The organism is Anaerobacillus alkaliphilus, from assembly GCF_004116265.1.
In the GTDB taxonomy this organism is placed as follows: domain Bacteria; phylum Bacillota; class Bacilli; order Bacillales; family Anaerobacillaceae; genus Anaerobacillus; species Anaerobacillus alkaliphilus.
On the sequence record NZ_QOUX01000050.1, the window covers coordinates 43,876 to 68,220 of the forward strand.

Below are 24,345 nucleotides of genomic sequence, written 5' to 3' on the forward strand. Positions count from 1 at the left end.
TTTGATTGATCAATTTCACTTTCACCTGTTCACATGCAAAACAAAAACGCTGTCGCAAAATTCGCATTCACAACAGCGTTCTTTTTCCATTATTTAACGATATTCACAAAAATATCTTCTAATCTAGGTTCTTTTTTGATCAAATCAAACTCGATCATCCAATCAATTGTTTCCTGCCAAGAAGACTCGTCTTGACTGCCAAAACCATTTGCAGACTCCATCTTTGGTAAAAGAATTTGTAAGCTTTCCTTTTCTACTTCTTCAATAAGTGGGAAGTTTGCTTTGTCTTGATTACTCAATAGAATTGAAAGAGCTTCATCTGGATTAGCTTTCATGAATTCGTACCCTTTTGTTGCCGCTCTCCAGAAAGCTTCGATATCTTTTTGCCTTTCATTCCAAGTGTTGTCATTTGTTACTACAACCAACTCATAGAAACTAGGAACTCCGTAATCTACTGGATTAAAATAGCGAGTATCATAGCCTTTATGCTTTAACACAGGAACCTCGTGATTAATGTAAGCTCCAATCACACCATCTACACGACCACTAACGATTGATGTTCCTAATTCAAATCCAACATCGATCATCGTAACATTGTCTGGATTTCCACCATCATTTTTCACCATTGTTTTTAATAAAGCTTCGTTTAATGGGATACCTGGGAAACCAACTGTTTTCCCTTCTAAATCCTTCGGTGTCTTAACTGGACTATCATTTAGTAATACTACGTGATTAAGTGGCGAACGAACAATTGCCCCAACTGACTTTACCGGAACATCTTGATTTGCACGAGCAATTACCACATCTGGTTGATAGGAAATCCCAAGTGTAATTTGTCCCGCAGCTGCTAAATTAATTGGATCTGTAGGGTTTGCAGGGAACTGAATATTCACCTTAATGCCCTCTTCCTCAAAATATCCCTTTTCTTCAGCTACATACAAATAACTATGTACGGCATTCGGATACCAATCTAGCATTAAATCAATTTCTGCTAATCCCTTTTCTGAACCTGTCGTTGCCTTCTGCCCACACGCAGCCATTACCGCTACTAAAACTAAACTCATAAAAAATAATAAACTCTTCTTCACTCGGTCTTCCTCCAATGTAATGTAATTTTCTCTAGTAATACCACGAATAAAAATAATCCAATACCGATGGCTGACAATAAAACGATTGGCGCAAACACTCCTGCCCCGTCAAATTGCGTCATCATCCGGCGACTAAAATAACCAAGACCACTTTGTGCTCCTAACCATTCACCAATGGCTGCCCCAATTACACTTAGTGTTACCGCTACCTTTAATCCGGAATAAAAGAATGGCAGTGCTGAAGGTATACTTAGCTTAAAAAAGATATCTCTTTTATCAGCTCCCATCGTCAACATTAAATCTCTTAATTCCTTACTAGTTGAACGGAGACCATCAAACGTACTAACTGTAATGGGAAAAAACGTAATGATTAAGGTCACTGCTACTTTACTCCAAATCGAGTAACCAAACCATAAAACAAAAATAGGTGCCAAGGCGATGATTGGAATTGTTTGAGACGCAACAATAATTGGATAAAATGCTTTCTCTACCGTTTTATTGACACTCATCCAAATGGCAAGCCCCACTCCTAAAGTAATTGATAAGGTAAGTCCTACAATGATTACCAATAGGGTAGCCGGTAAATGAACTAGAAATAAAATCTCCTTAAGTTCCCAAAGTTTTACGGCAACCTGTAGTGGCGTTGGTAAAATAAAAGCCAAGTCAATAATCATACCAACTACTTGCCAAACAACTAAAAACAAGAATACTAACAATAACGGTGCAATCGTTCGATGTAACTGCTTCATAATTTCACCTTCGAACGAAGTTGTTCAATAAGTTCTTCTTTCACTTGTAAAACTTCAGGTGAATGAATATCACGTATTCCCCTTGGACGTCCAAGGGGTACGGTTACTTCCACAAACTTACGGACTGGCTGTTCTGTAAAAATGAAGATACGATCAGATAAGAACAACGCTTCATCGACGTCATGAGTAATAAACAAAATCGATAGCTTCCACTTTTCCCATTGGTCTAGTAGCCACTCCTGCATTGCAAGTCTTGTAATGGCATCAAGCGCACTAAATGGCTCATCTAAGAGCAGAACGTTTGAACCACTTAAGACTGTACGTAAAAACGAGATTCGTTGTTTCATCCCACCAGACAAGTCACTTGGGTATTTATTCTCTACGCCTTTTAATCCAAATTGATCTAAGAGCTTTACCACTCTCTCACGGGCATCCGTTTTTGTTGCTCCTTGAATTTCAAGAGGCAATGCTGCATTTTCCAAGACCGTGCGCCAGGGCATAAGCAAATCTTGTTGTGGCATATACCCCACATGCCCTAATCGATTGCCATACACTTCTCCGTTTATGGCAATCTTTCCACCTGAATGATCTTCAAGGCCAGTGATTAATTTGAAAATCGTACTTTTCCCTGAGCCACTTGGCCCAATAATACTGACAAACTCACCTTCGTTCACAAGAAAGCTTAGGCCTTCTAAGATAGCCTTTTCCCCGTGGTGATAAGAGAATGAAACATCCTCAAATTCCAAAGAAAATTTACTCATTTGTTGGCCACATCGCTTGATTGTAAGCCATATCCCAAAACATATACTCAAATCTCGTCGTGTTAAGGAAAATTTCTTCTAATTTCTTTAGTTCTTTTTCAGGTAAGCCCAATGTAAGCTCATCTAGAAGTTCGATGCACCAAATAGCTAATTGGCCAAACTCTTCAGAGCTATACATATTGATCCACTCACCATAAAATTCATGATCACTTGCTCCAGGAATTTTGCTTAATTCCTTGCCAATTTCCCAGTAGCTCCACATACACGGGAGTAAAGCCGCAACAAGGTCTGCCAACGTTCCATTTTGCCCTACATGCAACATATAGTGACTATAAGCCAATGTGGTTGGTGACGGGCTTGCGTTTTCTAGCTCTTCTTCAGAAATATCGAATTTTACCGCATATTCACGGTGTAGTGACATTTCTTCGTTTAATGTAGAATTTAATAAACTAGCAAAACGCCCCATCGTTTTTACGTCACTTGCTTTCATTGCCCCAAGTGCAAATAATTTAGCATAATCAATTAAATATAAGTAATCTTGAATCATATAAAATCTAAACTTTTCTTTATCAAGAGTTCCAGCACCCATTTCTTGGACAAATGGATGGTTGTGATTGGCTTGCCAAATCGGCTGTAATTCCTGGTATAAACGTTCACTAAATTTCATTTTGTAGACAACTCCTTATTTTTTTGAATGGGTCCAATTGTAAATAAACTGAGTCATTACTTTTGTAAATTTAACTAACTGATCAATGGATACTTGTTCATTTACCGAATGAGCATACTGAAGTGTGCCAGGACCATAAATAGCAGTAGGAATTCCTGCATCCCCTAGCCACCCCCCATCAGTAACCGTTGGTGAAACATCGATCACTGCCTTTGTTCCAGATACTTCTGTATGTGTACGAGCTAACAACTGAACGGCTTCATGACTTGGATCCACTTCTAACGAAGGAAAAATCTCACCACGATCTTCAATCATTGATGTACCACCCCAAGTAAATATAGGCGGATTTTCTTTTAGCCAAGGATCACTATTGGCAACACTTACGATATGGTCCTCAATTTCCTTTGCCACTTGTTCGTATGTTTCATTTGGATAATAATGAACGGTAATCCACAAACGACATTCATCAGCGATAAAGGCAGCGTGCCTGCCACCTTCAATTACAGCTGGGTTGATCGTGTTTGTTCCAGGCAAGAAGCCTTCATAGCTTTTGGTAACCGCCCAATGTCGTTCAAGATCTTGTAGCCCAGCAATGATCTTCACCATTTTTTCTATCGCACTTGCTCCAAACAAGTTGCCACCTGCATGGATCATATTTCTTCTGGTGGCATCATGGAAGGTTTGTTTACTTTTGACAGTAATCCAGCCCGTAATAACACCACCTTGACCTTGAATATGTAAATCGCTCGTATCAACGACAACCGCAAAGTCTGCTTTGTAGCCTCTTTGACAACATTGTAATGTTCCAGCTTCGCCCACCTCTTCACCGATTACCGATTGAAAAATGATGTCACCTGGAAAGTCAATCCCTGCTTCTCTTAATAATTTTAAAGCAAAAAGAGCTCCAGCCAATCCACCTTTCATATCAGCAGCACCACGACCAATGATTACACCATCTCTTACGACAGGTGTAAATGGGTCTTTCTCCCATTCTTCATCTTCGTTTACTTCTGCTACATCAATATGTCCATTTACAATTAAACTCTTGTAATAATCAGAAGCTTTCCCTTTTAACGTCCCAACTACGTTTGGATCGTTTGGGTAAACATCCCACATATCAATGTCAAACCCTAAGCGGTTTAAGTAACTTGCTACAAAATCTTGAGCTTCCCTCGTATTTCTAGCAGGAGGTGCTGGTGTTTCAAAAGCTATCAGTGTCTTCACCAATTCAATTAACTCATCTTTCCGGTCTTCCATTTGTTCTAAAACGAATGAAAGTCTCTCTTCCATTATTTTACCTCCAATATAAAAAACCACTTCCTAGAAAAGAAGTGGTTTGGATAGACCAAGACATTAATAATTGTAGTAATTACTAAAGTTCTGCACTTCTTCCCTACGCTAGTATGACCTAGATCAGGTAATAAGGGTCAAGACGATCGTCTCTCTCAGCTTTCTAGCACCCCTAGAGTGATTCTTATGAAATTTATGTTAAAGAACTATTACTATTTATTTCTATCATACTATCGTGTGAATTACAACAAAGTTTTACCATAACAGTGATTAAGATAGCCTAACGCTTCTATAAAACTTATTCTTTTGCTGAATTTAATCGACGTTGGAAGTAAATAAAAATTGGAAGAGGAATGATAATCCAACCAAAGCTCTTTACTAAGCTATTTTTTGATCTCTCCATAGCAGTGGCACGATGTGACTGAACTGCTGCTTCATAATTAGCTCTTAACTCTGCTTCAGTTAGCTTTTCAGTAGTATCACCAACTGGCTTTTCTCCACCCCAACGACTATATTCCTCAAATGACTGATAGAATGGCGGTGGCGCAACCATGTCAGCTAGTGCCATAAACGCCGCAACACTTCCCCCAATTGTCATCATTAGAGTAGCAAACAGTACTAAATAAATATACACATTCTTGATCATGTCTTCTCCCCCATTTGTTTTACTTTTAACACCTGCCGCGGCAAGTAAGAAGAAAAAAACAATAAGGATTACGCCAATAAATAATACGATCGAAATCATCAAAATCTCCCCTTTGGCATTGGTGTTTATCATTTATTTAGTCGTTCATTGCTTAGAATAGTTACGCTCGCAAAAAAATTAGCTTAAGGCATAAGCTGTCCTCTAGAGGCTACATAGAGGGCATACCATTCTTCTCGAGACATCTGTTCTGCTTGTCTTACAGCATCTTCACATTTCTGAATTCGATCTACATTTGCCGTACCAATAACAGGTTGTATCATCGCAGGATGTCTCATCAACCAACCTAGGACAATTGCTTCTAGAGTGGTTTCTTTCTTTTTGGCCATCTCTTCTACTAGTTGCTTTGTTTTTACGTATGCTTCTGATGGTTGTGCTACTTCCACACCCGTATATATCCCTTTTGCTAAGGGACTCCATGCTTGGAGTTGAACATTTTCTAAACGACAATACTCTATAATACCATCCGCAAAATTAACATTCGTTCCAGCTGCCTGATTTACCAGCACTCCCGCTTCTAGCCAATCTAATTTTTGTAAATTCATCTCTAATTGATTGACGACAAGCGGTGTTGAACAATCATTTTGTAAAAGTTTCAATTGAGCTACATTCATATTAGAAACACCAAAATGATTTACTTTTCCTGCTTTTACTAATAAATCAAAAGCTTCTGCGACCTCTTCTGGCTCCATTAATGGATCGGGTCGGTGTAAAAGCAAGATATCTAATTGCTCAATACCTAATCTAGTTAAAATCCCATCGACAGATTCGACAATATATTCTTTTGAAAAATCATATCTATTTGGTATCTCGCCTTCCGGAAAGCGAATTCCACATTTTGATTGAATGACCATCTGATCTCTAAGCTCTGGACGACGTTTTAGAACTTCACCAAAAACTTTTTCTGCTTTGCCAAATGTATAAATATCAGCATGATCAAACATTGTGATTCCTATTGATAACGCAGCATCTATCGCACGTTCTGCACTCAGGATATCTTCCTCACTAACAGGAGTTTGGTTCCAGCCCCCACCTAAGCCCATGCAACCAAATACGAGTCTACTTGTTGAAATTTGACGTTGTTGTAATGGCATATACTTCATTATTTCATCTCCTAAAAAAAAGTACTCTAAACATTAATTATACATGTTTTCTTAACCACATACTATTTTTTACCATGTTGAGGAAATTCATGAAACACTCTTTTCCTACTCATACTACTTCTAGGAGGTAGATTGATGATTAAATATGGTTGTTTTGCTCTTATGTTACTATTTGTACAAACTTTAAATATATCTGACAACGTATTATTAACCTTAGAAGGAGAATCAATTGGCAGTGTCAATCGTCTTGAGTTTCAATCTATGATTGGAAAATCAATCTTAGACGTTGATAAAGTTGAGGACTTTCTTGAGAAACTCGATCAACAAATTAAAAAAGAACCACAAAACGCAAGAATTGATCAATACGGAACTATCGTTGAGGAAGAATTAGGTTATAAACTAGATCGTCAAAAATTTTCCGAATCCTTTTATACATACTATTATGGACGGGGTCCAATGACAATTGAATTACCTACAACCCCTATATACCCTAAAGTAGATAGTGAGTTACTCGGAAATATTCGAGTAAAACAGATTGGACACTACACAACATATTTTAACCGTCGTAAAAAAGGAAGAGTCCAAAACATTACGCTAGCTGCAGAAGCTATCAATAATCACGTCGTTTTTCCTGGAGAAAGTTTTTCATTTAATCAGGTTGTTGGTCAACGTACCTTTGAAAAAGGGTATTTACCAGCACCAGTCATTATAAAAGGACGTGTATATCGAGACTTCGGCGGTGGGATTTGCCAGGTTTCATCTACGTTATTTAACGCAGTTGACCGGGCAGGAGTTCAAATTTTACAACGGTATTCTCACAGTAAACGAGTTCCTTACGTACCACCAGGACGGGACGCACAAGTTAGTTGGTACGGAGCTGACTTTAGATTCAAGAACATTCACAATCAACCGATCCTTATCCAAGCCAAGGTGTACGGAGGGGCTTTAAGTATTGCAATTTATTCCTCGGAGGTTATTGAAATAAAGACTAGAGATGTCCCTAATGCTCCAGAGGAAATTCTTCTTTAGCAAAAAGGCAACGAGGACCTCTCGTTGCCTTTTCACTAATTCACTGCTACTTGACGCTTTGTATCCCCACGTTTTTCTTTAATAGAAATAACCCCAAACAAACCAATCATCGAGAAAATTACTGGAATGAAAAAACCGTAGAAGTATCCATCACCTAAACTACCTGATGAAACCATAAAATGATCTAATATTCTTCCGAAAATGCTAGGCAACAATACGGCGCTCAGAAACCCACCCGTATTAGCAAATCCGGAGACAATACCAGATTCCATGATCGGAAATGATTGTCGGACGACAGCAAACGTAAGGGCACTAGCCCCAAATCCAAAGCCAATGATAAAGAAAAGTAAAATTAATAAATAAAATGGTGGATTTCCATTAAATAAAAGAAACGAAAACCAACTCATAAAAATAACGATATGGACAACCACATAAGGCCGTTTAATTGTTTCTAACCGACTTGAAATCCAACTAGTTAGAGGTGCTCCAATCAATGCCCCAATAAGCCCAATCATGATGAGCTGACTGGCACCTGAACGTGTTAGTTCATATACATTCATCCCGTAAGGAACTGCCCATGAACTGATAAACCCCAAATAGCCCCCAACAAGCCCAAAGTGACAACAGAATAACGCCCACGCTTGCCGATTGGAGGAAATCCTCCGAAGTAAAGCGAATATTTTCTCACGTTGTATTTCTTTTTCTTTGACAAGAGGTTCGTTAACAAAGAGTTGTTTTGGCTTTTTTAAGAGTACGAAGTAAAGGAGAGTTCCACATAAGCATAAAAGAAAGCCTAGTAAAAAAAATGCTCCCCTCCAACCAAGTAAATGAATTAATAAGGAGAAAGGAAATGAAGCCAATAGAAAACCTAGACTTCCTGTCATGCCAGCAAATCCAATTAACCGAACAAATTCCTTTGCTTTAAACCACTGACTTAATATTAACACCATATTGACCCAAATGGTCGCATCGCCTATTCCTGTAAGAATTCTTGCAAAAAAAAGAATGTATTCATGTGTACCAAGACTATAGATCATGGTACCTATACCTGTAACGATTGCCCCAATAATGAGGAAATAATTTGGCCCAAAACGATCAGCCAAAATCCCCATTGGAATTTGTAATCCAGTGTACACAAAAAATTGGATACTGGTCAGTAGCCCAATCGTTGATGCTGTAACCATAAAATCCGTCATCAATTGATCTGTAATTAACCCTGGAGCCGTTCTTTGGCTCGCCATTAATAAATAAGTAAACAATACAGAAGCAAAGACAATCCATCTAAATCTGCTATCTTGTTTATCCAATAGTTTCTACCCCTGTAGTTTTTACTCCATTATATGAACTGTGAGGTAATTATATTAACCAGTTTTTACATCACTCCACCTGAGTGAATTTCATAATTACCAAAATCGAACCTTCTCAATCTATGATGGCGCTAATAATGAGTTATCGAATTCATAGACCTACCTTCTTTTTTCATGCATGTATTTTAGCCACTTTTTCAATTTATAATTGCATATCAAGTAACCAACGCTTGAAACACCCGCTACTGCGCTCGCTAATTGTAGGATGAACAAATGCTCTGCATAAATTCCTGCACCAACGCCAAAAAGACTTAGTAACATCAATTGAAATAATTGTCTTTTGTAGTTTTCATAAATTGTAAATTGAAACTCTCTCCGTTGCTCTTTTTCCTTCAGTATCTCGAGCTTTTGGGGTAACTGTAAAAACTCTGTAGCAGAATGAAGGACCTTAAATAAAGGCTGAGATTGCAACCAATACCAGACAAATGTCCATTTATTATTCCCTTGATTCTTCACCCATTCCATAAAAACTGGTTTGGCTAACTCAAAGAGTTCATCTTCGGTGACTAAACCTCGAATTAGTCCTTCCATCGTTACAAATGAGCGCCCCAAAAAAACAAATCGTGTTGGAACCTGTATCGGAAGGGCTTGAATAATATCGTTCATTTCTAATTTTAACTTAATGAGATCCATTTCCTTTAATTGCTCAGGTTGGAAGGTCATTAATTCCGATAACAGTCTTTCCATCGTCCTCGGATCAGCTTCTGGTAGCAAGAACCCTAATTGGGTTAAGGTTTCAACTGCTTTACTATAATTCTTTGATAAGAAACATTCTATTAATTCTTGTAAATATGATGCATCCTTTTTGCTAATTTCACCGGTCATTCCATAATCAAGAAGAATGATTTCCCCTTTTTTTGAGACTAATACGTTACCGGAATGTGGGTCAGCGTGAAATGTACCAGGTTCTAACCATTGTGGCAGAAATAACTTGATAAGTCGCTGAGCTAACTCCTGTCGGCTTACTTCAAGTGAACTAATTTTTTCTTCATCTGTTAGCTTTATCCCTTCAACCCATTCCATTACGAGAACTTTCGACGTACAGAACTCCTCATAAGCCTCTGGTACTTTAACAATATCCATACTATGAAAACGTTGTTGAAATGAGAGCAATGTTTCCTTTTCGTGAACGAAATCCAACTCTCTTTCAATTACTTGTTTTAACTCATGATATAAAACCTTCAAATTTATAAATCCTTTTGGCATCGGAACAAAATGATCAGCAAACCAAATAATAATCTTTAATGTTTGGAAATCTGTATGAATAATAGATTGGATACCTGGACGCTGGACCTTGATCGCAACCTCTTTTCCATTTGGAAGAACACCTTTATACACTTCTCCAATAGACGCTGAAGCAATTGCCTTCGGTTCAATAGAAAGTAGCTTTTCTTCGAGACTGCACCCCCATTCTAGTTCGAGAACCTCTTTTATTTCCCCCCATTCAGAAGGCGGAACCTGATCAGTAAGATCTTGAAGTTGACTGATAAACGCAGAGGGCAATAAATCAGAGCGAATACTTAATAGCTGACCTATTTTTATTAGTAAGCCTTCTAATTCAAATAATGTTTGACGAAATCTCTCACCAATATTCCCCCATAAGCTATTCCAATCGCTTTCAGATTTTTTGCGAACTTTATACCAATAAATTTGAATAAAGATGACAAATGCCATTGATAGGATCTTTGACATTCTACGTAATTTGCTTTTCGTCTTCATAAGCTCACTCTTTCGGGAAAATAGTATATATCAATAAGTACAATATTCTAGAACTCTTGTACTTACACCTTTTTTCACTGAAATTAAAAATAAAAAGGAACAGCTAATTGCGGTCCTCTTCCCATTCAGCTTAAACAAACGCTCTTTACCCTATCCAGGTCTTACTTCGTTAAACTACTATCCTCTTTTACAGTTAAAGAATTCGTAGAAAGTTGAATGAGTGTCGCGTCGTGTATAAGCCATTTAACAAATTAACATACGCCGATGAAATAAATAAACAAACTATTTTAAATATTATCTTGACACCTATAAGATATTACAGCTATATGAGTAGTATAGGCTTTTGGGGTGTTTGATACATTATAGTTTTACACAAGAACACTTCTTTGGTCTTTTGTACTATTCCTTTAATAAAATTTAACTATAAGATGTATAAGGAAGTGATATATCGATGTATAAATTTTATTGTAGAGCTTATCAAGAGACTATGAAGGTAGTTACTTACCTCTTAAATTGGCGTAAACCAGAGTTACTAGAAGGAGAAAATAGCGTAAGTAAACTCCCAGCTGTTATTAGAAGTAAAGGTATTGATAATGTATTAGTAGTAACCGATAATGGAATTACATCTTTAGGTCTGTTAGATAGGCTGTTAGAAGGGTTACAGCATGAGGATATAAACTATGTAGTATATGATCGAACGATTCCCAATCCAACAATTACAAATATTGAGGAAGCACTGACAATTTATAAACAAAACAACTGTCAGGGGATTGTTGCTTTTGGTGGAGGCTCTCCAATGGATTGTGCAAAAGGGGTTGGAGCACGAGTAGCTAATCCAAAGAAAAGCATTCAGCAAATGAAGGGGCAATTAAAAGTCAGGAAAGAAATTCCTTCATTTTTCGCTATTCCTACTACAGCTGGAACTGGAAGTGAAGCTACCATTGTTGCTGTTGTTTCTAACAATGATACACATGAAAAGTATGCGATTACTGATACCGTTTTAATCCCCCATGTAGCTGTACTGGACCCGTTACTAACAGTCGGCCTCCCCCCACACATAACGTCCACAACCGGAATAGATGCACTGACACATGCGGTTGAGGCCTACATAGGTAGAAGCAACACAGAAGAGACAAAAAAGTTTAGCAAGGAAGCAGTAACGTTAATTTTTGAAAACCTCAATGAAGCATATACAAACGGCACGAACATTGAAGCACGTAAGAACATGCAAAGAGCTTCTTATTTAGCAGGTATTGCCTTCACCCGTGCCTACGTTGGGTATGTACATGCTATTGCGCATACGTTAGGTGGGTTTTATGGCATCCCACATGGTTTAGCAAATGCTATTATTTTACCTTACGTACTTGAGTATTATGGAACAACAGTACATAAGTCTCTTGCTGAACTATCCGATTTGATATCACTAGGTACTCGGACGAATACAGATGCGCAAAAAGCTACAAATTTCATTGAAGCAATAAAACAACTTAATGCTTCGATGAATATTCCAACTAAAATTTCCGGTATTAATAATACTGATATCCCATTAATGGTTGAACGAGCAATGAAGGAAGCCAATCCATTTTATCCAGTTCCAAAAATCCTTTCGAAACAAGATATGTTTCAACTCTATCAACAAATTAAAGAATAGATTTAACTAACTTGTCCATTAATATGGTTAGACTATTAGGAGGTTAAAACATTTGGAGGACTATCATTTACTCATTACAAGGCAAAAAGCATTCTTCCGTTCTGGGCAAACCAAAGATCTTTCTTATCGTCTTCATGCATTAGAAAAGTTAAGAGATACCATCAAAACATATGAGCAACAGTTTTTAGATGCATTGAAATTAGACCTAAACAAATCTGAATTTGAAGCCTACACCACAGAAATCGGAGTGGTGTTGGAGGAAATTCGCTTCACACGGAAAAATTTGCGTAAATGGGCGAAGCCTCAAAAGGTAAAGACCTCAATAACTCACATTGGTTCCTCTGGTTATATTTACCCAGAACCTTATGGTGTCGCACTGATTATCTCACCTTGGAATTATCCGTTTCAGTTAGCAATCGCGCCGTTAATTGGTGCCATTGCAGCAGGTAATTGCGCTGTCTTAAAACCATCAGAATTAACACCGAAAACCTCTGAACTTTTGGCGAAGCTTATTGGTGAGATCTTTCCCAAAGAGTATATATCAGTCATTGAAGGCGGTGTTGAAAGGAGTCAATCGCTACTTAAAGAACCATTTGATTATATTTTCTTTACGGGAAGTGTACCAGTAGGAAAAGTTATAATGGAAGCTGCCTCCAAAAATCTCACCCCTGTAACTTTAGAGTTAGGTGGGAAAAGTCCTTGCATCGTTCATTCAGATGCTAACCTCAAACTAGCGGCAAAGCGAATTGCTTGGGGAAAATTTATAAATGCTGGACAAACGTGCGTAGCTCCCGATTACTTATATGTTCACAGAAGTATTAAAAATGAATTCCTGACTGATATTAAAGACGCCATAACAGAATTGTACGGAGGGGAACCATTAAAAAACCCAAACTATACCCGTATCGTCAGCAAACGTCACTATGAACGATTGCAATCGTTTCTTCAAGATGGAAAAGTTACTCATGGCGGTTCGACAAACGAAGAAGGGTTAACGATTGAGCCAACGGTCCTTACCAATATCACTTGGGAAGATCCTGTCATGCAAGATGAGATTTTCGGACCAATTCTTCCGGTAATGGTCTATAATGACCTAGCTGAAGTTATTGATGGCATCGATAATCATCCAAAACCACTTGCCCTTTACCTTTTCTCTGAAAATACGAGTACAGTAGACGAGGTACTAAACAAGATAACCTTTGGCGGTGGTTGTATCAATGACACCATTTATCATCTTGCTACACCCTACTTACCCTTTGGTGGTGTAGGAACAAGTGGCATGGGAGCTTATCATGGCAAAGGGAGCTTTGACACATTTTCACATAACAAAAGCGTCCTAAAACAAACGACCAAATTTGACATACCACTTAGATATCCCAATTTGAAAGACGGATTAAAAAAGGTTAAACTTTTCTTAAAGTAGCTATAAAAAGCCGAAACCAGTATTCTTGGTATCGGCTTTTCTTCATTCTAGAATCCCCTTATCCCTAAGACACAGTATTGATGCTTAGATTTTCTGGTACATTGTGGTAATCATAAAATAATTGCATAAACCCTATACAAAAATAACACAATACTAGTAATTCTTATAAAGGAGATGAAACAAAATGAGTAACAACAACAATTCAAATCAATTATTAGTACCTGGGGTGCAACAAGCACTTGACCAAATGAAATATGAAATTGCTCAAGAGTTCGGTGTGAACTTAGGGCCAGACACGACTTCTCGTGCCAACGGTTCTGTGGGTGGAGAAATTACAAAAAGATTAGTTCAAATGGCTCAACAACAACTTTCATAAATATTTTCCTACCTACAACCTCCATATGATAAAGAGTAACGATCAAGGATCGTTACTCTTATTTTTTCCTTTGCCGGCAGTGTTTTAGCAGATAAACAACATGCTAATTTAATAATTCGTTATTAACACATGTTCCACCTTTTTATCATTTCGATCCATAAAACTAACACTGTATTCCTTGTTAAATCCAATAATGTTTATACAAGGCTTATTATAGAGTTGATAAATAAAATCTGTATTTTTGATGATAAGCATAAATTTTCCTCTACATTTAGTAAGCAAGTATTGTGCAAGGCGCTCTTGATCTTTTATACCAAACGCATTCCCTGCATACGTTGAAAAATCACTATCATATGGTGGATCTAAAAAGACAAAGTCATCTTCTCGGATACTGATATTTTGTAAAAATTGTTCAAAATCAAGATTATAGATGTTTGTTTGTTGTAAGATTTCTTGCAGGGAATTTGTCCACAAGTATTCAATTTTATTATCAAAAGCCTTACTGTTATAAGTCACTCCACCGTAAGGAACATTAAAACCACCATTACGGTTATAACGGAACATGGATGAATAACAAAATTCTCTTAGGAAAAAGAATAACGCGATGTGTTGTTCATGACTAATTTTAATAACCAACCGTTGATTGTAGATTGACCGAAAATAGGTATAAACACTTGCACGAAAGCTGGCTTCAATGTTTTTTGAATAGTCCTCTTCAGGCAAATTACCTTTTTTATACTCATTTCTCTTTATTTTGTCTAGCTTAGAATAAATAGACTTCTTTAATTCATTTAATAAGCTATCTAATTCTACTAAGAAATAGCGAGGTAGGTTTGCACCAACTTCACTTCGTTTTCTATCAACGAACTTCTCGATTTCAATTACCAACACTTCTTTGGATAATTCATCTACTTTATATTGTTGATACAATTCCCGTACAAGTTCGTAGTACTTTTTTGATAATTCACCAAAATAACTCCATAAATCCCAGATCTCTATCAGATACTGATGAAACAATTGATTTCGTTCTTTAATTAAATTATATAAAGACACAAGTTCAAAAGAAAAATCATTAACAAATGCCTGGTTATACTCCTCTTTTTTTAACGAGAAAAGACAAGCTCCTCCACCTAAAAAAGGTTCTATGTAATTGTTTATTCTTTTCGGTAGATACTGATGAATAATTTCTAGTTCTGTCGTTTTCCCACCAGGCCACTTTACAAATGGTTTTACCACTAGCCTTTTCCCCCTGTTAAAGCTAAACTTTTTTGCATTATAATATTATACTACAGAAAATTTACGAGAGGTAGAAAAGCAGTTAAAAAGGATACCCAGTTGCTTGGGTACCCTTTCCTTTTAATATTGGATGGCTGCAGATGCTTGAACTAAACCATGCCCATATTGAGTGGCACTTCCTAAGTTCTTTGCCGTTTGATTTAGAAGCTGACGTAATTCAACGTTTGTTAAATTTGGCTTTGCTTCCCATACAAGAGCAGCTACTGCTGCTACGTGTGGTGAAGCCATTGAAGTACCATTATAAGACGCGTAGTTATTATTTGGAGTCGTACTTAGAATACCAACCCCTGGCGCCGATATTTCTACTGCTGGACCAGTACTAGAGAACGTACCGCGTTTGTCACTTTGATCAGTTGCTGCAACAGCAATGACTGAACTATATTTCGCAGGGTAACCTACATTATCACCACGTCCAGGTCTAGTGCCGCTATTACCAGCTGCAGCTACTACTAATATTCCTTCTTGATAAGCTAAATTACAGAACTGTTCCAAGATAGATGAGCTAGAAGAACCACCTAAACTCATATTGATAATATCCATTCCATTTTGAATCGACCACTCAATACCTTTGGCAATCCCTTCATAAGAACCACTACCACTATTGTTTAAAACTTTAACCGCATATAATTCAGCGTTTTTTGCGACACCAATGACACCTAACTGATTATCAACAGCTGCTACTGTTCCTGCTACATGTGTCCCATGACCACTACCATCGTAGTAAGGATCACTATTTGCTGTGTCTGTAAAGACTGAAAAACCACCCTTTACATTAGCTGAGAGATCTTCATGATTTCTGTCTATTCCAGTATCAAGGATAGCAACCTTAATACCTTTCCCCGTAAACCCTAGATTGTTGGCCTCTGGACTTTGTACTCTCGGCACTCCCCAAGGCACCGTTTGTCCAAGCGCTTGAACTGTAGCGTTTACTTCTAGACCCTTGATTTTTGGATGATTTGCTAAGCCTCTTGCTTGTTGCTCGGTAAGGTTTAGTGAAACCACTGGTAATAGATTAAACGTGTGGAGGATATCACTATCTTTAACACCAAATGCTTTAAGTAAACCTTTCTCTACATTACCATCAAATTGTAGTAAGTATTGGTCAGTACCGCTATTTTTTGCAAAGATTACTCCTGGAGAAAAGATCATTCCAAACAACAAAACGAATGCAAAAAACACTGAAAATATTTTCTTCATTTACATGACCTCCTGTTTAGTGTATTTGGTGTTACAACTAAACTATATTGCAAATGTTCAGAAAATAAAAAATACGTATAGCGTGTTTTTAGCCGATGAGATCCAATACAACAAAGATGAACAAACCCATTGTTTCGTTTTTATAGCTTAAAATAACTATAATTATATTTGGAGACAAAAAAAAAGCGAAGTAGCTACTTCGCTTTTGTCATCTCTAGCCTATACTTCATGTGGTAAATCGGCAGGTGTTACATCATTTCCCGGTGACGCAGTAGTAAGTACTGCCCCAGTAAGTAATAAATTGAATACCAGAATGCAAGCTAAGACTTTTTTCATAGGTATCACCATCCTGTTAAAGTAGTTGTTTTTTTTGTTATTATACTATGTACTACAAACTGTTTAAAAATTCGAAAAATAACGCCTCGTGCTTTTTTAGTCACCTCTCAGATGATTACGAGCACCATTCAACACTTCTCGATAAGAAATATAACTATAGTTATAGGAGGCCACATCAAATGAATTTAAAACATTTTAGTAAAGAACTCGCCTGGTTAAGAATAAAAAATGGACTATCACAAAAAGAACTAGCAAAGGGAATTTGCACGCAGCCAGCGATCAGTAAAATAGAAAACGGGGAAGTTTGCCCTCAATTAGATACCTTACATTTATTATCTTTAAAATTGAAAGTACCACTTTCCTACTTTATTCATATTTTGCTATTTGAAAATAAAGATTACATTGACCAAACAGTTACGTATATTGAAGAATTAACATCTAGGCATCGATATGAAGAAGCTTTCCGCTTGGTTAAGGCGGAACTGACGATGAAAAACCAAGATCCATGGTTCGAAGCTTATCTATCGTGGCAACGCTTTTACAATGGATATCATTTAAAGTATTATACTGCTGATGAATGTCTTAACGGCTTAAAGAATTTACTAAAGAATGATGCGATTATACTCGAGCGATTCCTAGACATCAAAATATTGAATACAATTGGTACCATCTACTCTAACCAAGGAAAATACCAAGAAAGTATTTTCTATTATGAGAAAATACTTGATAGTTACCAAGAGAACACGATTAATCCATTATTAGAAAGCAAGAATATTTATATGCTACGAGTTATTTATAATAAAGCAAAGACACTATATGATGCCAGAAATTACGAGCTAGCTACAGAAACAGTTTCTCAAGGAATTCAATTATCGATTAAAAATCAAAATATGTCATTAATAGGACAATTTTACTATTACCAAGGGCAGTGTTTTGAGAAACTTCATTTCCCTGAGGGAAAAATAAGAAAATCGTATACACAGTCCTTATATTTCTTTGAATTGCTTGGTAATGATACATATGTCGGCATCATTAAAAAGCTAAAAAAGAAATACTTATTCCAAGAATTGAATACAATTCAGGCTTCTGCTACTGAAACTTATCATTGTAGTTAGAAAAAAAACACCATAGTGCCAGGTAATATCCTGTATCTATGGTGTTTCCTTTTATTCTACCTTCTCAGGAGGATCATAGGTTACATATGTCCCCGCAATAAAATCGTGAATAGCGCGATTATCTTCTCTTAAACCAACCATAAAGGCACTTACAATTACCCCGATACCTAAAGTAATCGCATAAACAAGTCCAGCAACAAGATCCCTAAGAAGCATCGTCCCAATTCCTACTTTTTCTCCATCTACTCTGGCAATTCGGATTCCAACTGCCCTTTTTCCTAAAGTATATCCGTACCAAAAAACAGGTAAAAGTAAGTAGTATAGCCCGTTTAAAATATCAATAACAGTAAAGGTTTCCATGTAAAACTTCCCATAAAGTATGGTTGAAATGACTCCTAGCACAATAAACAAAATTATTCCGTCTATGATACTAGCACCAAGTCTTATCCAAAATCCTGCCGAATTGCTAATTTCCATATATACGACCTCCCATTGTGTCATCTTGACATTTTATTCACTCTTTGGGTTGTTATAGTACTGATTTTGAAAAATTAGACTTATGCCTATCAAACGAATGATCTTGGGTGCCAATATCTATACTAGAATTCGGAGTTAAAACAATTGCGAGTACAACAGCACTTACCCCTGCAACAAGCTTTCCAATAATCATTGCAAAAACTAAGTCAGGATTAACACCAGCGACAAAACCAAGGTGACTACCAAAAACAAACGCTCCACTAACAGCAAAAGCGACATTGACTACTTTTCCTCTAGGGTCCATATCTTTTAATATTGTAAACATAGGAATATGGTGAGCCAACGATGCGATTAGACCTGTTGAAGCTGTCTCGTTAATCCCTAAAAGAATTCCAAGCCTAGTTAATGGCTTCTTACATACTTTCGATATAAATGTAACCATCGGAAATGCACCAGCAAGAAAGATAGCAATCATCCCAACAATTTTTATTCCTTCTTCTAAAGGAGCTAAATTAGGCATGATCGTTACTTGGGTAAATGTTTCTATAGCAATAACAACCAAACCGAATAAAGCTAGAAACTCGACTCCTCTAGCAAAATATGAAAATGCCAAAATCATCTTCTCCGGCTTTTTCCATAATCCTAAAGATATCAGTAATGCAAATAAAATGGTCGGGATTAAGTTAAGAAGAATCATATTGACTGGTAAATTTGCAATCACTCCACCTAAGAAACTCCCAACTGGAACAGTAATTAAACCTAAGAGTATACCTTTGGCAAAATATGGGTGATCCTCTTTTTCAATAATACCCAATGCAACAGGTATTGTAAACACAATCGTTGGTCCCATCATCGTTCCTAGAAATACCCATGCAAATAAAGCTGCCTCTGGACTATTTGCCATCTCTTGAGCTAAAGCATACCCTCCCATATCAATCGCTAAAATGGTATTGGCAAATACCGCAGGATCAGCTCCGATAAAACTATAAATTGGAGAAACGAGTGGAGTTAAGATACTTGCAAGAACTGGAGCTAACGATATGATTCCCACCATTGCTAGCGCTAAGGAGCCCATGGTCATTAAGCCATCACTAAAACGTTGTGCTAAACCGAATTTATTACCTAGTATTTTATCAATTGCTCCAATACAAAAAAAGATCATGACAATTAAAACGATTATTTCATTTATACTCATTATGTATCCCCATTCTAAATAGCCTCATTCTATCATTATAAACGAAAAACACAAGGTATTTTACTTTGAAAATGCCTTGTGTTTCTGATTATTTAGATTTGTTTTGTTTCTGCACCATTTATCGAATAACTCACTTCAATTTTACTGCTTAGCGAATGAGATACTGAACAATAGGTATCCTTTGATAATTGAATTGCTCGAACAACCTTATCTTCGGGTAAATCTCCTTCTAATGAATAGTGAATATAGACACTTGTAAACTTCTTAGGATGTTCTTCTGCCCGTGCTCCTTCAATCTCCATATGAAACGAGGTTGGTTCAAGTCTCATTTTATGTAGAATTGAAATAATATCAATACCCGTACAGCCTGCAACTGCATTTAACAGTAATTCCGTTGGTCTCGCCCCTTTATTTTCTCCGCCAACCTCTGCCGAAGCATCCATCATAAGTTCATGTCCTGATGGTGTTGTGCTCGAAAAAGCCATTTTTCCTGCCCAGTTAATTGTCGTTTTCATATCATCGGCCTCCACTAAATTTTCGTTTTAGCTTTTACAAAAATTAGAGATCTATTCCATTGATAGTATTCCTCCCACCATACGAAGCAAAAACAAAAAAGAGATTGCATTTTTTTCCTAAGGAAAAAATGCAATCTCTTTTTTATGTGTTTCATCACTACTTATTTTATACCTACTACATCACGGTTAATTATATTTTTCCCGTAATATAATTCATCCATCTCTAGTTTTAGACGTTCAGTAATTTCTTCTTGCTCTTCTAGCGTCAATTTTTCTTTCTTATAACCAAATAAGTAGTTATCAAGATCGAAGTTTTTCAACTTACATTTTGTGTGGAAGATGTTTTCTTGATAAATATTTACATCTATCATATCAAATAGCTCTTTTACTTCCTCTGGAATGTAGTTCTGAATTGAGTTGATATCATGGTCAATAAACAATTTGTGACCGTTAATATCTCTAGTAAAACCACGAACTCGGTAATCCATTGTCATGATATCTGTATCAAATGAATGAATCAGATAGTTCAATGCTTTTAATGGTGAGATCTCTCCACAGGTTGAAACGTCAATATCAGCACGGAACGTACTAATTCCTTCATCTGGATGATATTCAGGATACGTATGAACTGTAATGTGACTCTTATCTAAGTGAGCCAGTACCGTTTCTGGTAGCGGACCAGGTGACTCCTTAAAAAACCCTTGTGGCGCGGCGTCTACAGGGCCTTCTGATACTAAGATCGTTACACTAGCGCCCTGAGGATCATAATCTTGTTTTGCGATATTCAACACGTGAGCTCCGATGATACTCGTAACATCTGTAAGGATCTTCGTTAATCGATCAGCATTGTATTGTTCATCAATATACTCTATATAGGCTTCACGCTCTGCTTTTGTTCTTGTATAACAAATGTCATACATATTAAAGCTTAGTGACTTTGTTAGGTTATTAAAGCCATGTAATTGAATACGCTGTTCTGGCGTTAGTTTCATCGTCAAAATTCCCCTTTTCTCCGCCTTCAATGTCGTTGATAACTTCAAAAACTATCAACCTAAGTAACATAGAAGAGCCATTTTTAAGTTTCATTAATTAATTCACCACGTTATTATAACAAAACATGACAAAAAGTGATAATGAAATCTTTGAAAATCACGATAAGTTTTTAGTTTGATTGAAATACTGCTAAAACAAGTAAGCTTGAACAAGACAGAAGGTACAGCCCTTTTGTCGCTGTACCTTTTATTTTGCGTGTTGAGTGCAATAATCTTGTAGCAATTTCTCTTCTTCTTCCTCTAATGCAAAATCGATATACTTATCAGTTGTTTTTTCAAATATGTCGTAATGCATGATTCGAGTTGAACCTTCGTTTACGGCGAAAATCACTTTTATGTATAATCCATTTTCTGAATATAAGTCATCATCTTCATCAACTTCGACATTAATAAAAAATTCGTAGCGTTCACCGCTGAGAATGCCTGTTGTATCCTCTATCTTTTCAACAGTATGTTCTATAATATTCATAACTTCTTTCCTCTCTACCTATTATTATCATTCAAGTCTTATTATACCAAGAACCTGAAGAATTTAATCCTTCAGGCCTTGACGAAAATAGTTGATCATAAGGCGCCTACTTGCATATAGATAAATACAGCTAAAGGAACGGGAGGCACCATGATGACTAGATCACTCAAATTAAGAGCATTTATTGGCTCAATGATTATCCTATATGGCTTCTTTAAGTTATACCAGTTACTCTAACTAATTTCTGCCCTCTGATATTCTTTGTTTTCTTGTTCGTCTTCTTCAGGCACTTCTTTTGATAAAAACCAGCCTAGTACAGCTATTGTCACCAGTACGACGTAAAATGAAATCTTCCAAGCCTTCATTTCCGGTATATGATGTGGCAATAAGCCCACCTCTGGATGCGCTAACGTAAAAACAGCTAATTTCACCCCAACCCAACCAACGATTAGAAATGCTGCCGTTTCAAGACCAGGTTTACGGTGCAACAGCTTGACAAAATAAGTTGCGGCAAAACGCATAATAATTAAACCGATAAAACCACCAAGAAAAATAATGATGAATTTTCCGCCATCAAGGCCACCTACCATTGGAAGATTGGTGTTTGGTAATGTTAGTGCAATTGCTACTGCTGCTAAAATTGAATCTACCGCAAAGGCAATATCTGCCAATTCCACCTTTATTACCGTTACCCAGAAACCAGATTTCTTCTTTGCTTCCTTAGCTTCATCTGATTCAGTTTTATGCCTTACATACTTCTTAAGTAAATAATTCAAGGCGATAAACATAAGGTACACGGCACCAAGCGCTTGCACTTGCCATACATTCACTAAAAATGAAATAGCAAATAGTGAACCAAATCGGAATACAAACGCCCCTGCTAACCCATAAAACAAGGCCTTCTTCCGTTCTTTTTCCGGAAGATGTTTTACGAGTATCGCTAGCACTAATGCATTATCAGCGGCTAAGATCCCCTCTAAAACGATAAGTACTAATAATACCCACCCGTACTCTAATAAAATTGATACATCCACAAATAAGTCCCCTCTTCTACCATGATGTTAAAATAAAAGGCTCTTTTCGTAAACATTGCTCCTGCGGTTACTCGTCGCACAAAAAACTGTTGCTTTTTTACCCTATATTAATTGGGATAATACTCTAGATGACGATATCAGCCATTAAATTATGTAAGAAAAGAGCAATACTTACAAAATTAGTGGTGAATTATTAGTAGTTTGTGTAAAAATCCGGTTTATGGGATTTTTAGGCAAGCAACAAACTTTGCGAAAACAGCCAAATAAAAAATGACCCATACCATAAAAGTAAGGTCATGAAATAACATCTAAATAGATCAGATGGACAGACCGATACCGTTACGGTAAAGGTCTCGCAAACAACAAAATGTTGCCAATAAATCCGGAGGGTTCTCCTCGTGATGACGAATTTATTGTACCAGCTACTCCCCTTTAAGGATAACTTCTTATTTGTTTTTTATTGTAATAGGAGTCTCTTACTATGTCAATCTAGTTTTTTCATAACCTACCATTTTATTATTTCAAGCAGAAGAGAAAAGAATACACGTTCAATTCTTGTTGTTATTTAACAATCGGAGGACATCCTCCCAAAATAAGACAACAAATGGCGTATCTGAATTTCTTTCATGTCTAAGATAGTTTCTCAATTTTTTATAATGAATCATATGACGAGTATTTTTCCTACCGTTTTCCCATGTCATCTTTGAAACTAATAAAACTTGCAAAAGCCTCTTATTAGTTTGTGGTTCATAATGACTTAATATATTAAACTGTTTTTTTACATCACTTTCAAAACACCAGTTTTCCTGCTGCTTCACTGTTATTATAACAATAGTAGAGTGGGTAGATAAGACAATATCCGAAGCACCATAATGAAAATTAACGTATCCAAACATCTCTTCATATTCCTGTTTTAGCTGGGATAGTTCATTCAATACATTGTCAGCACACGGCAAGAAGTAGAATTCACAAGTACGACGATACGCCTCTACCACTGTGAGAAAAAAATCTTCTACTAGACTTTTATGGTTAGGAGTTTGTTTGTTAAATATACAATCGCTAAAAATTCTTACAATTTGGCTATTTCCTATTGAACCTTCACTGCTACTTAACATCTGTTTAGTCCCCCTACTCAGGATTTTCCGTACCTCTTTAGTAAATTTATGTTAGTTTTTTATGAATAATACTCTCAGAAATTCCTCAAACACTAAACAAAGAGAGTGTCCTAAAAGGGAACGCAAGACTGCCTCACGTGACATTTGATGGCACAGGAAGTTTCAAATGGGAACGCAAGACAGCCTCACGTGACAAAAGATGGCAGACGAAGTTTCAAAAGGGAACGCAAGACAGTCTCACGTGACATTTGATGGCACAGGAAGTTTCAAAAGGGAACGCAAGACTGCCTCACGTGACATTTGATGACAGGAAGTTTCAAAAGGGAACGCAAGACAGTCTCACGTGACATTTGATGGCACAGGAAGTTTCAAAAGGGAACGCAAGACTGCCTCACGTGACATTTGATGGCAGAGGAAGTTTCAAAAGGGAACGCAAGACTGCCTCACGTGACATTTGATGGCAGAGGAAGTTTTAAAAGGGAACGTAAGACTGCCTCACGTGACATTTGATGGCAGACGAAGTTTTAAAAGGGAACGTAAGAGAGTCTCACGTGACAAAAGATGGCAGAGGAAGTTTCAAAAGGGAACGCAAGACTGCCTCACGTGACATTTGATGAC

At 37.0% G+C, this 24,345-nt stretch carries 23 protein-coding genes and 1 riboswitch; of the genes, 5 read left to right on the plus strand and 18 right to left on the minus strand.

What is annotated here, in order from left to right; translation table 11 throughout:
- Window positions 1-89: 89 nt before the first annotated feature.
- The 7 genes from DS745_RS24075 to DS745_RS24105 form a co-directional block, all read right to left on the minus strand.
- Window positions 90-1,088 (minus strand): ABC transporter substrate-binding protein, encoded by a 999-nt coding sequence (locus DS745_RS24075; RefSeq protein ID WP_421721852.1) that lies wholly within the window; start codon window positions 1,086-1,088, stop codon window positions 90-92.
- Entirely contained in the window at window positions 1,085-1,837 is a 753-nt protein-coding gene (locus DS745_RS24080; protein ID WP_129080791.1) for an ABC transporter permease, read from the minus strand. The genes DS745_RS24075 and DS745_RS24080 overlap by 4 nt, the downstream gene beginning before the upstream one ends.
- Complete coding sequence (locus tag DS745_RS24085; RefSeq protein ID WP_129080792.1) at window positions 1,834-2,598, minus strand: ABC transporter ATP-binding protein; 765 nt, start codon at window positions 2,596-2,598, stop codon at window positions 1,834-1,836. Before DS745_RS24085 ends, DS745_RS24080 begins: the two co-directional genes overlap by 4 nt.
- The gene (tenA, locus tag DS745_RS24090; RefSeq protein ID WP_129080793.1) at window positions 2,591-3,265 is read right to left on the minus strand and encodes a thiaminase II; all 675 of its coding nucleotides are present in this window, start codon (window positions 3,263-3,265) and stop codon (window positions 2,591-2,593) included. The genes DS745_RS24085 and tenA overlap by 8 nt, the downstream gene beginning before the upstream one ends.
- A 15-nt stretch (window positions 3,266-3,280) precedes the next feature.
- Window positions 3,281-4,555, minus strand: a complete 1,275-nt coding sequence (locus DS745_RS24095; protein ID WP_129080794.1) for an acetylornithine deacetylase — start codon at window positions 4,553-4,555, stop codon at window positions 3,281-3,283.
- Between the two features lie 83 nt (window positions 4,556-4,638).
- Window positions 4,639-4,739, minus strand: a riboswitch (TPP riboswitch).
- A 114-nt stretch (window positions 4,740-4,853) separates the two neighbouring features.
- Window positions 4,854-5,300, minus strand: coding sequence for a hypothetical protein (locus DS745_RS24100; RefSeq protein ID WP_129080795.1), 447 nt, complete (start codon window positions 5,298-5,300; stop codon window positions 4,854-4,856).
- Window positions 5,301-5,383: 83 nt separating this feature from the next.
- Window positions 5,384-6,361 (minus strand): aldo/keto reductase, encoded by a 978-nt coding sequence (locus DS745_RS24105; protein WP_129080796.1) that lies wholly within the window; start codon window positions 6,359-6,361, stop codon window positions 5,384-5,386.
- Window positions 6,362-6,496: 135 nt separating this feature from the next.
- On the opposite strand from DS745_RS24105, the gene DS745_RS24110 reads away from it, so the two are divergent.
- Entirely contained in the window at window positions 6,497-7,390 is an 894-nt protein-coding gene (locus DS745_RS24110) for a VanW family protein (RefSeq protein WP_129080797.1), read from the plus strand.
- Between the two features lie 35 nt (window positions 7,391-7,425).
- Here DS745_RS24110 and DS745_RS24115 read toward each other — a convergent pair whose 3' ends face one another.
- Both DS745_RS24115 and DS745_RS24120 read right to left on the minus strand, forming a co-directional pair.
- The gene (locus DS745_RS24115) at window positions 7,426-8,697 is read right to left on the minus strand and encodes an MFS transporter (protein WP_129080798.1); all 1,272 of its coding nucleotides are present in this window, start codon (window positions 8,695-8,697) and stop codon (window positions 7,426-7,428) included.
- A gap of 159 nt (window positions 8,698-8,856) precedes the next feature.
- Window positions 8,857-10,476, minus strand: coding sequence for an ABC1 kinase family protein (locus tag DS745_RS24120; protein WP_129080799.1), 1,620 nt, complete (start codon window positions 10,474-10,476; stop codon window positions 8,857-8,859).
- Between the two features lie 451 nt (window positions 10,477-10,927).
- Between DS745_RS24120 and DS745_RS24125 the strand changes: the two genes are divergently transcribed.
- The 3 genes from DS745_RS24125 (at window position 10,928) to DS745_RS24135 (ending at window position 13,926) form a co-directional block, all read left to right on the plus strand.
- Complete coding sequence (locus tag DS745_RS24125) at window positions 10,928-12,127, plus strand: iron-containing alcohol dehydrogenase (RefSeq protein ID WP_129080800.1); 1,200 nt, start codon at window positions 10,928-10,930, stop codon at window positions 12,125-12,127.
- A gap of 52 nt (window positions 12,128-12,179) precedes the next feature.
- A complete protein-coding gene (locus DS745_RS24130) occupies window positions 12,180-13,550 on the plus strand; it encodes an aldehyde dehydrogenase (protein WP_129080801.1) in 1,371 nt (456 codons plus the stop codon).
- Between the two features lie 184 nt (window positions 13,551-13,734).
- Window positions 13,735-13,926: an alpha/beta-type small acid-soluble spore protein gene (locus DS745_RS24135; RefSeq protein WP_129080802.1), complete on the plus strand. Its 192-nt coding sequence runs from the start codon at window positions 13,735-13,737 to the stop codon at window positions 13,924-13,926.
- Between the two features lie 108 nt (window positions 13,927-14,034).
- On the opposite strand, the gene DS745_RS24140 is transcribed toward DS745_RS24135, so the two are convergent.
- Window positions 14,035-15,162 carry a DNA adenine methylase gene (locus tag DS745_RS24140; protein WP_129080803.1) on the minus strand — a complete coding sequence of 376 codons (1,128 nt, stop codon included), beginning with the start codon at window positions 15,160-15,162 and terminating at the stop codon, window positions 14,035-14,037.
- Window positions 15,163-15,282: 120 nt separating this feature from the next.
- A complete protein-coding gene (locus DS745_RS24145) occupies window positions 15,283-16,419 on the minus strand; it encodes a S8 family peptidase (protein WP_129080804.1) in 1,137 nt (378 codons plus the stop codon).
- A gap of 515 nt (window positions 16,420-16,934) precedes the next feature.
- Between DS745_RS24145 and DS745_RS24150 the strand changes: the two genes are divergently transcribed.
- Window positions 16,935-17,870, plus strand: a complete 936-nt coding sequence (locus tag DS745_RS24150) for a helix-turn-helix domain-containing protein (protein WP_161568381.1) — start codon at window positions 16,935-16,937, stop codon at window positions 17,868-17,870.
- Between the two features lie 51 nt (window positions 17,871-17,921).
- Here the strand turns inward: DS745_RS24150 and DS745_RS24155 are convergent, their stop codons facing one another.
- The 7 genes from DS745_RS24155 to DS745_RS24185 form a co-directional block, all read right to left on the minus strand.
- Window positions 17,922-18,347, minus strand: coding sequence for an RDD family protein (locus DS745_RS24155; RefSeq protein WP_129080806.1), 426 nt, complete (start codon window positions 18,345-18,347; stop codon window positions 17,922-17,924).
- Window positions 18,348-18,399: 52 nt separating this feature from the next.
- Window positions 18,400-19,542 (minus strand): ethanolamine utilization protein EutH, encoded by a 1,143-nt coding sequence (gene eutH / locus DS745_RS24160; RefSeq protein WP_129080807.1) that lies wholly within the window; start codon window positions 19,540-19,542, stop codon window positions 18,400-18,402.
- Between the two features lie 92 nt (window positions 19,543-19,634).
- Entirely contained in the window at window positions 19,635-20,057 is a 423-nt protein-coding gene (locus DS745_RS24165; protein ID WP_129080808.1) for an OsmC family protein, read from the minus strand.
- Between the two features lie 161 nt (window positions 20,058-20,218).
- Window positions 20,219-21,049 carry an adenosylmethionine decarboxylase gene (speD, locus tag DS745_RS24170; RefSeq protein WP_129080809.1) on the minus strand — a complete coding sequence of 277 codons (831 nt, stop codon included), beginning with the start codon at window positions 21,047-21,049 and terminating at the stop codon, window positions 20,219-20,221.
- A gap of 247 nt (window positions 21,050-21,296) precedes the next feature.
- Entirely contained in the window at window positions 21,297-21,578 is a 282-nt protein-coding gene (locus DS745_RS24175; protein ID WP_129080810.1) for a DUF6509 family protein, read from the minus strand.
- A 233-nt stretch (window positions 21,579-21,811) separates the two neighbouring features.
- Window positions 21,812-22,612: a TerC family protein gene (locus DS745_RS24180; RefSeq protein WP_129080811.1), complete on the minus strand. Its 801-nt coding sequence runs from the start codon at window positions 22,610-22,612 to the stop codon at window positions 21,812-21,814.
- Between the two features lie 548 nt (window positions 22,613-23,160).
- Window positions 23,161-23,727, minus strand: a complete 567-nt coding sequence (locus DS745_RS24185) for a hypothetical protein (RefSeq protein WP_129080812.1) — start codon at window positions 23,725-23,727, stop codon at window positions 23,161-23,163.
- Between the last annotated feature and the right edge of the window lie 618 nt (window positions 23,728-24,345).

What these genes read in the sequence shown, in the direction of transcription:
- DS745_RS24150 (WP_161568381.1), top strand. Translation starts at nt 16,935, where the DNA reads ATGAATTTAAAACATTTTAGTAAAGAACTCGCCTGGTTAAGAATAAAA.
- DS745_RS24085 (WP_129080792.1), bottom strand. Translation starts at nt 2,598, where the DNA reads ATGAGTAAATTTTCTTTGGAATTTGAGGATGTTTCATTCTCTTATCAC.
- DS745_RS24165 (WP_129080808.1), bottom strand. Translation starts at nt 20,057, where the DNA reads ATGAAAACGACAATTAACTGGGCAGGAAAAATGGCTTTTTCGAGCACA.
- eutH (WP_129080807.1), bottom strand. Translation starts at nt 19,542, where the DNA reads ATGAGTATAAATGAAATAATCGTTTTAATTGTCATGATCTTTTTTTGT.
- DS745_RS24110 (WP_129080797.1), top strand. Translation starts at nt 6,497, where the DNA reads ATGATTAAATATGGTTGTTTTGCTCTTATGTTACTATTTGTACAAACT.
- DS745_RS24125 (WP_129080800.1), top strand. Translation starts at nt 10,928, where the DNA reads ATGTATAAATTTTATTGTAGAGCTTATCAAGAGACTATGAAGGTAGTT.
- tenA (WP_129080793.1), bottom strand. Translation starts at nt 3,265, where the DNA reads ATGAAATTTAGTGAACGTTTATACCAGGAATTACAGCCGATTTGGCAA.
- DS745_RS24145 (WP_129080804.1), bottom strand. Translation starts at nt 16,419, where the DNA reads ATGAAGAAAATATTTTCAGTGTTTTTTGCATTCGTTTTGTTGTTTGGA.
- speD (WP_129080809.1), bottom strand. Translation starts at nt 21,049, where the DNA reads ATGAAACTAACGCCAGAACAGCGTATTCAATTACATGGCTTTAATAAC.
- DS745_RS24185 (WP_129080812.1), bottom strand. Translation starts at nt 23,727, where the DNA reads ATGTTAAGTAGCAGTGAAGGTTCAATAGGAAATAGCCAAATTGTAAGA.
- DS745_RS24095 (WP_129080794.1), bottom strand. Translation starts at nt 4,555, where the DNA reads ATGGAAGAGAGACTTTCATTCGTTTTAGAACAAATGGAAGACCGGAAA.
- DS745_RS24080 (WP_129080791.1), bottom strand. Translation starts at nt 1,837, where the DNA reads ATGAAGCAGTTACATCGAACGATTGCACCGTTATTGTTAGTATTCTTG.
- DS745_RS24135 (WP_129080802.1), top strand. Translation starts at nt 13,735, where the DNA reads ATGAGTAACAACAACAATTCAAATCAATTATTAGTACCTGGGGTGCAA.
- DS745_RS24175 (WP_129080810.1), bottom strand. Translation starts at nt 21,578, where the DNA reads ATGAATATTATAGAACATACTGTTGAAAAGATAGAGGATACAACAGGC.
- DS745_RS24155 (WP_129080806.1), bottom strand. Translation starts at nt 18,347, where the DNA reads ATGGAAATTAGCAATTCGGCAGGATTTTGGATAAGACTTGGTGCTAGT.
- DS745_RS24100 (WP_129080795.1), bottom strand. Translation starts at nt 5,300, where the DNA reads ATGATTTCGATCGTATTATTTATTGGCGTAATCCTTATTGTTTTTTTC.
- DS745_RS24120 (WP_129080799.1), bottom strand. Translation starts at nt 10,476, where the DNA reads ATGAAGACGAAAAGCAAATTACGTAGAATGTCAAAGATCCTATCAATG.
- DS745_RS24105 (WP_129080796.1), bottom strand. Translation starts at nt 6,361, where the DNA reads ATGAAGTATATGCCATTACAACAACGTCAAATTTCAACAAGTAGACTC.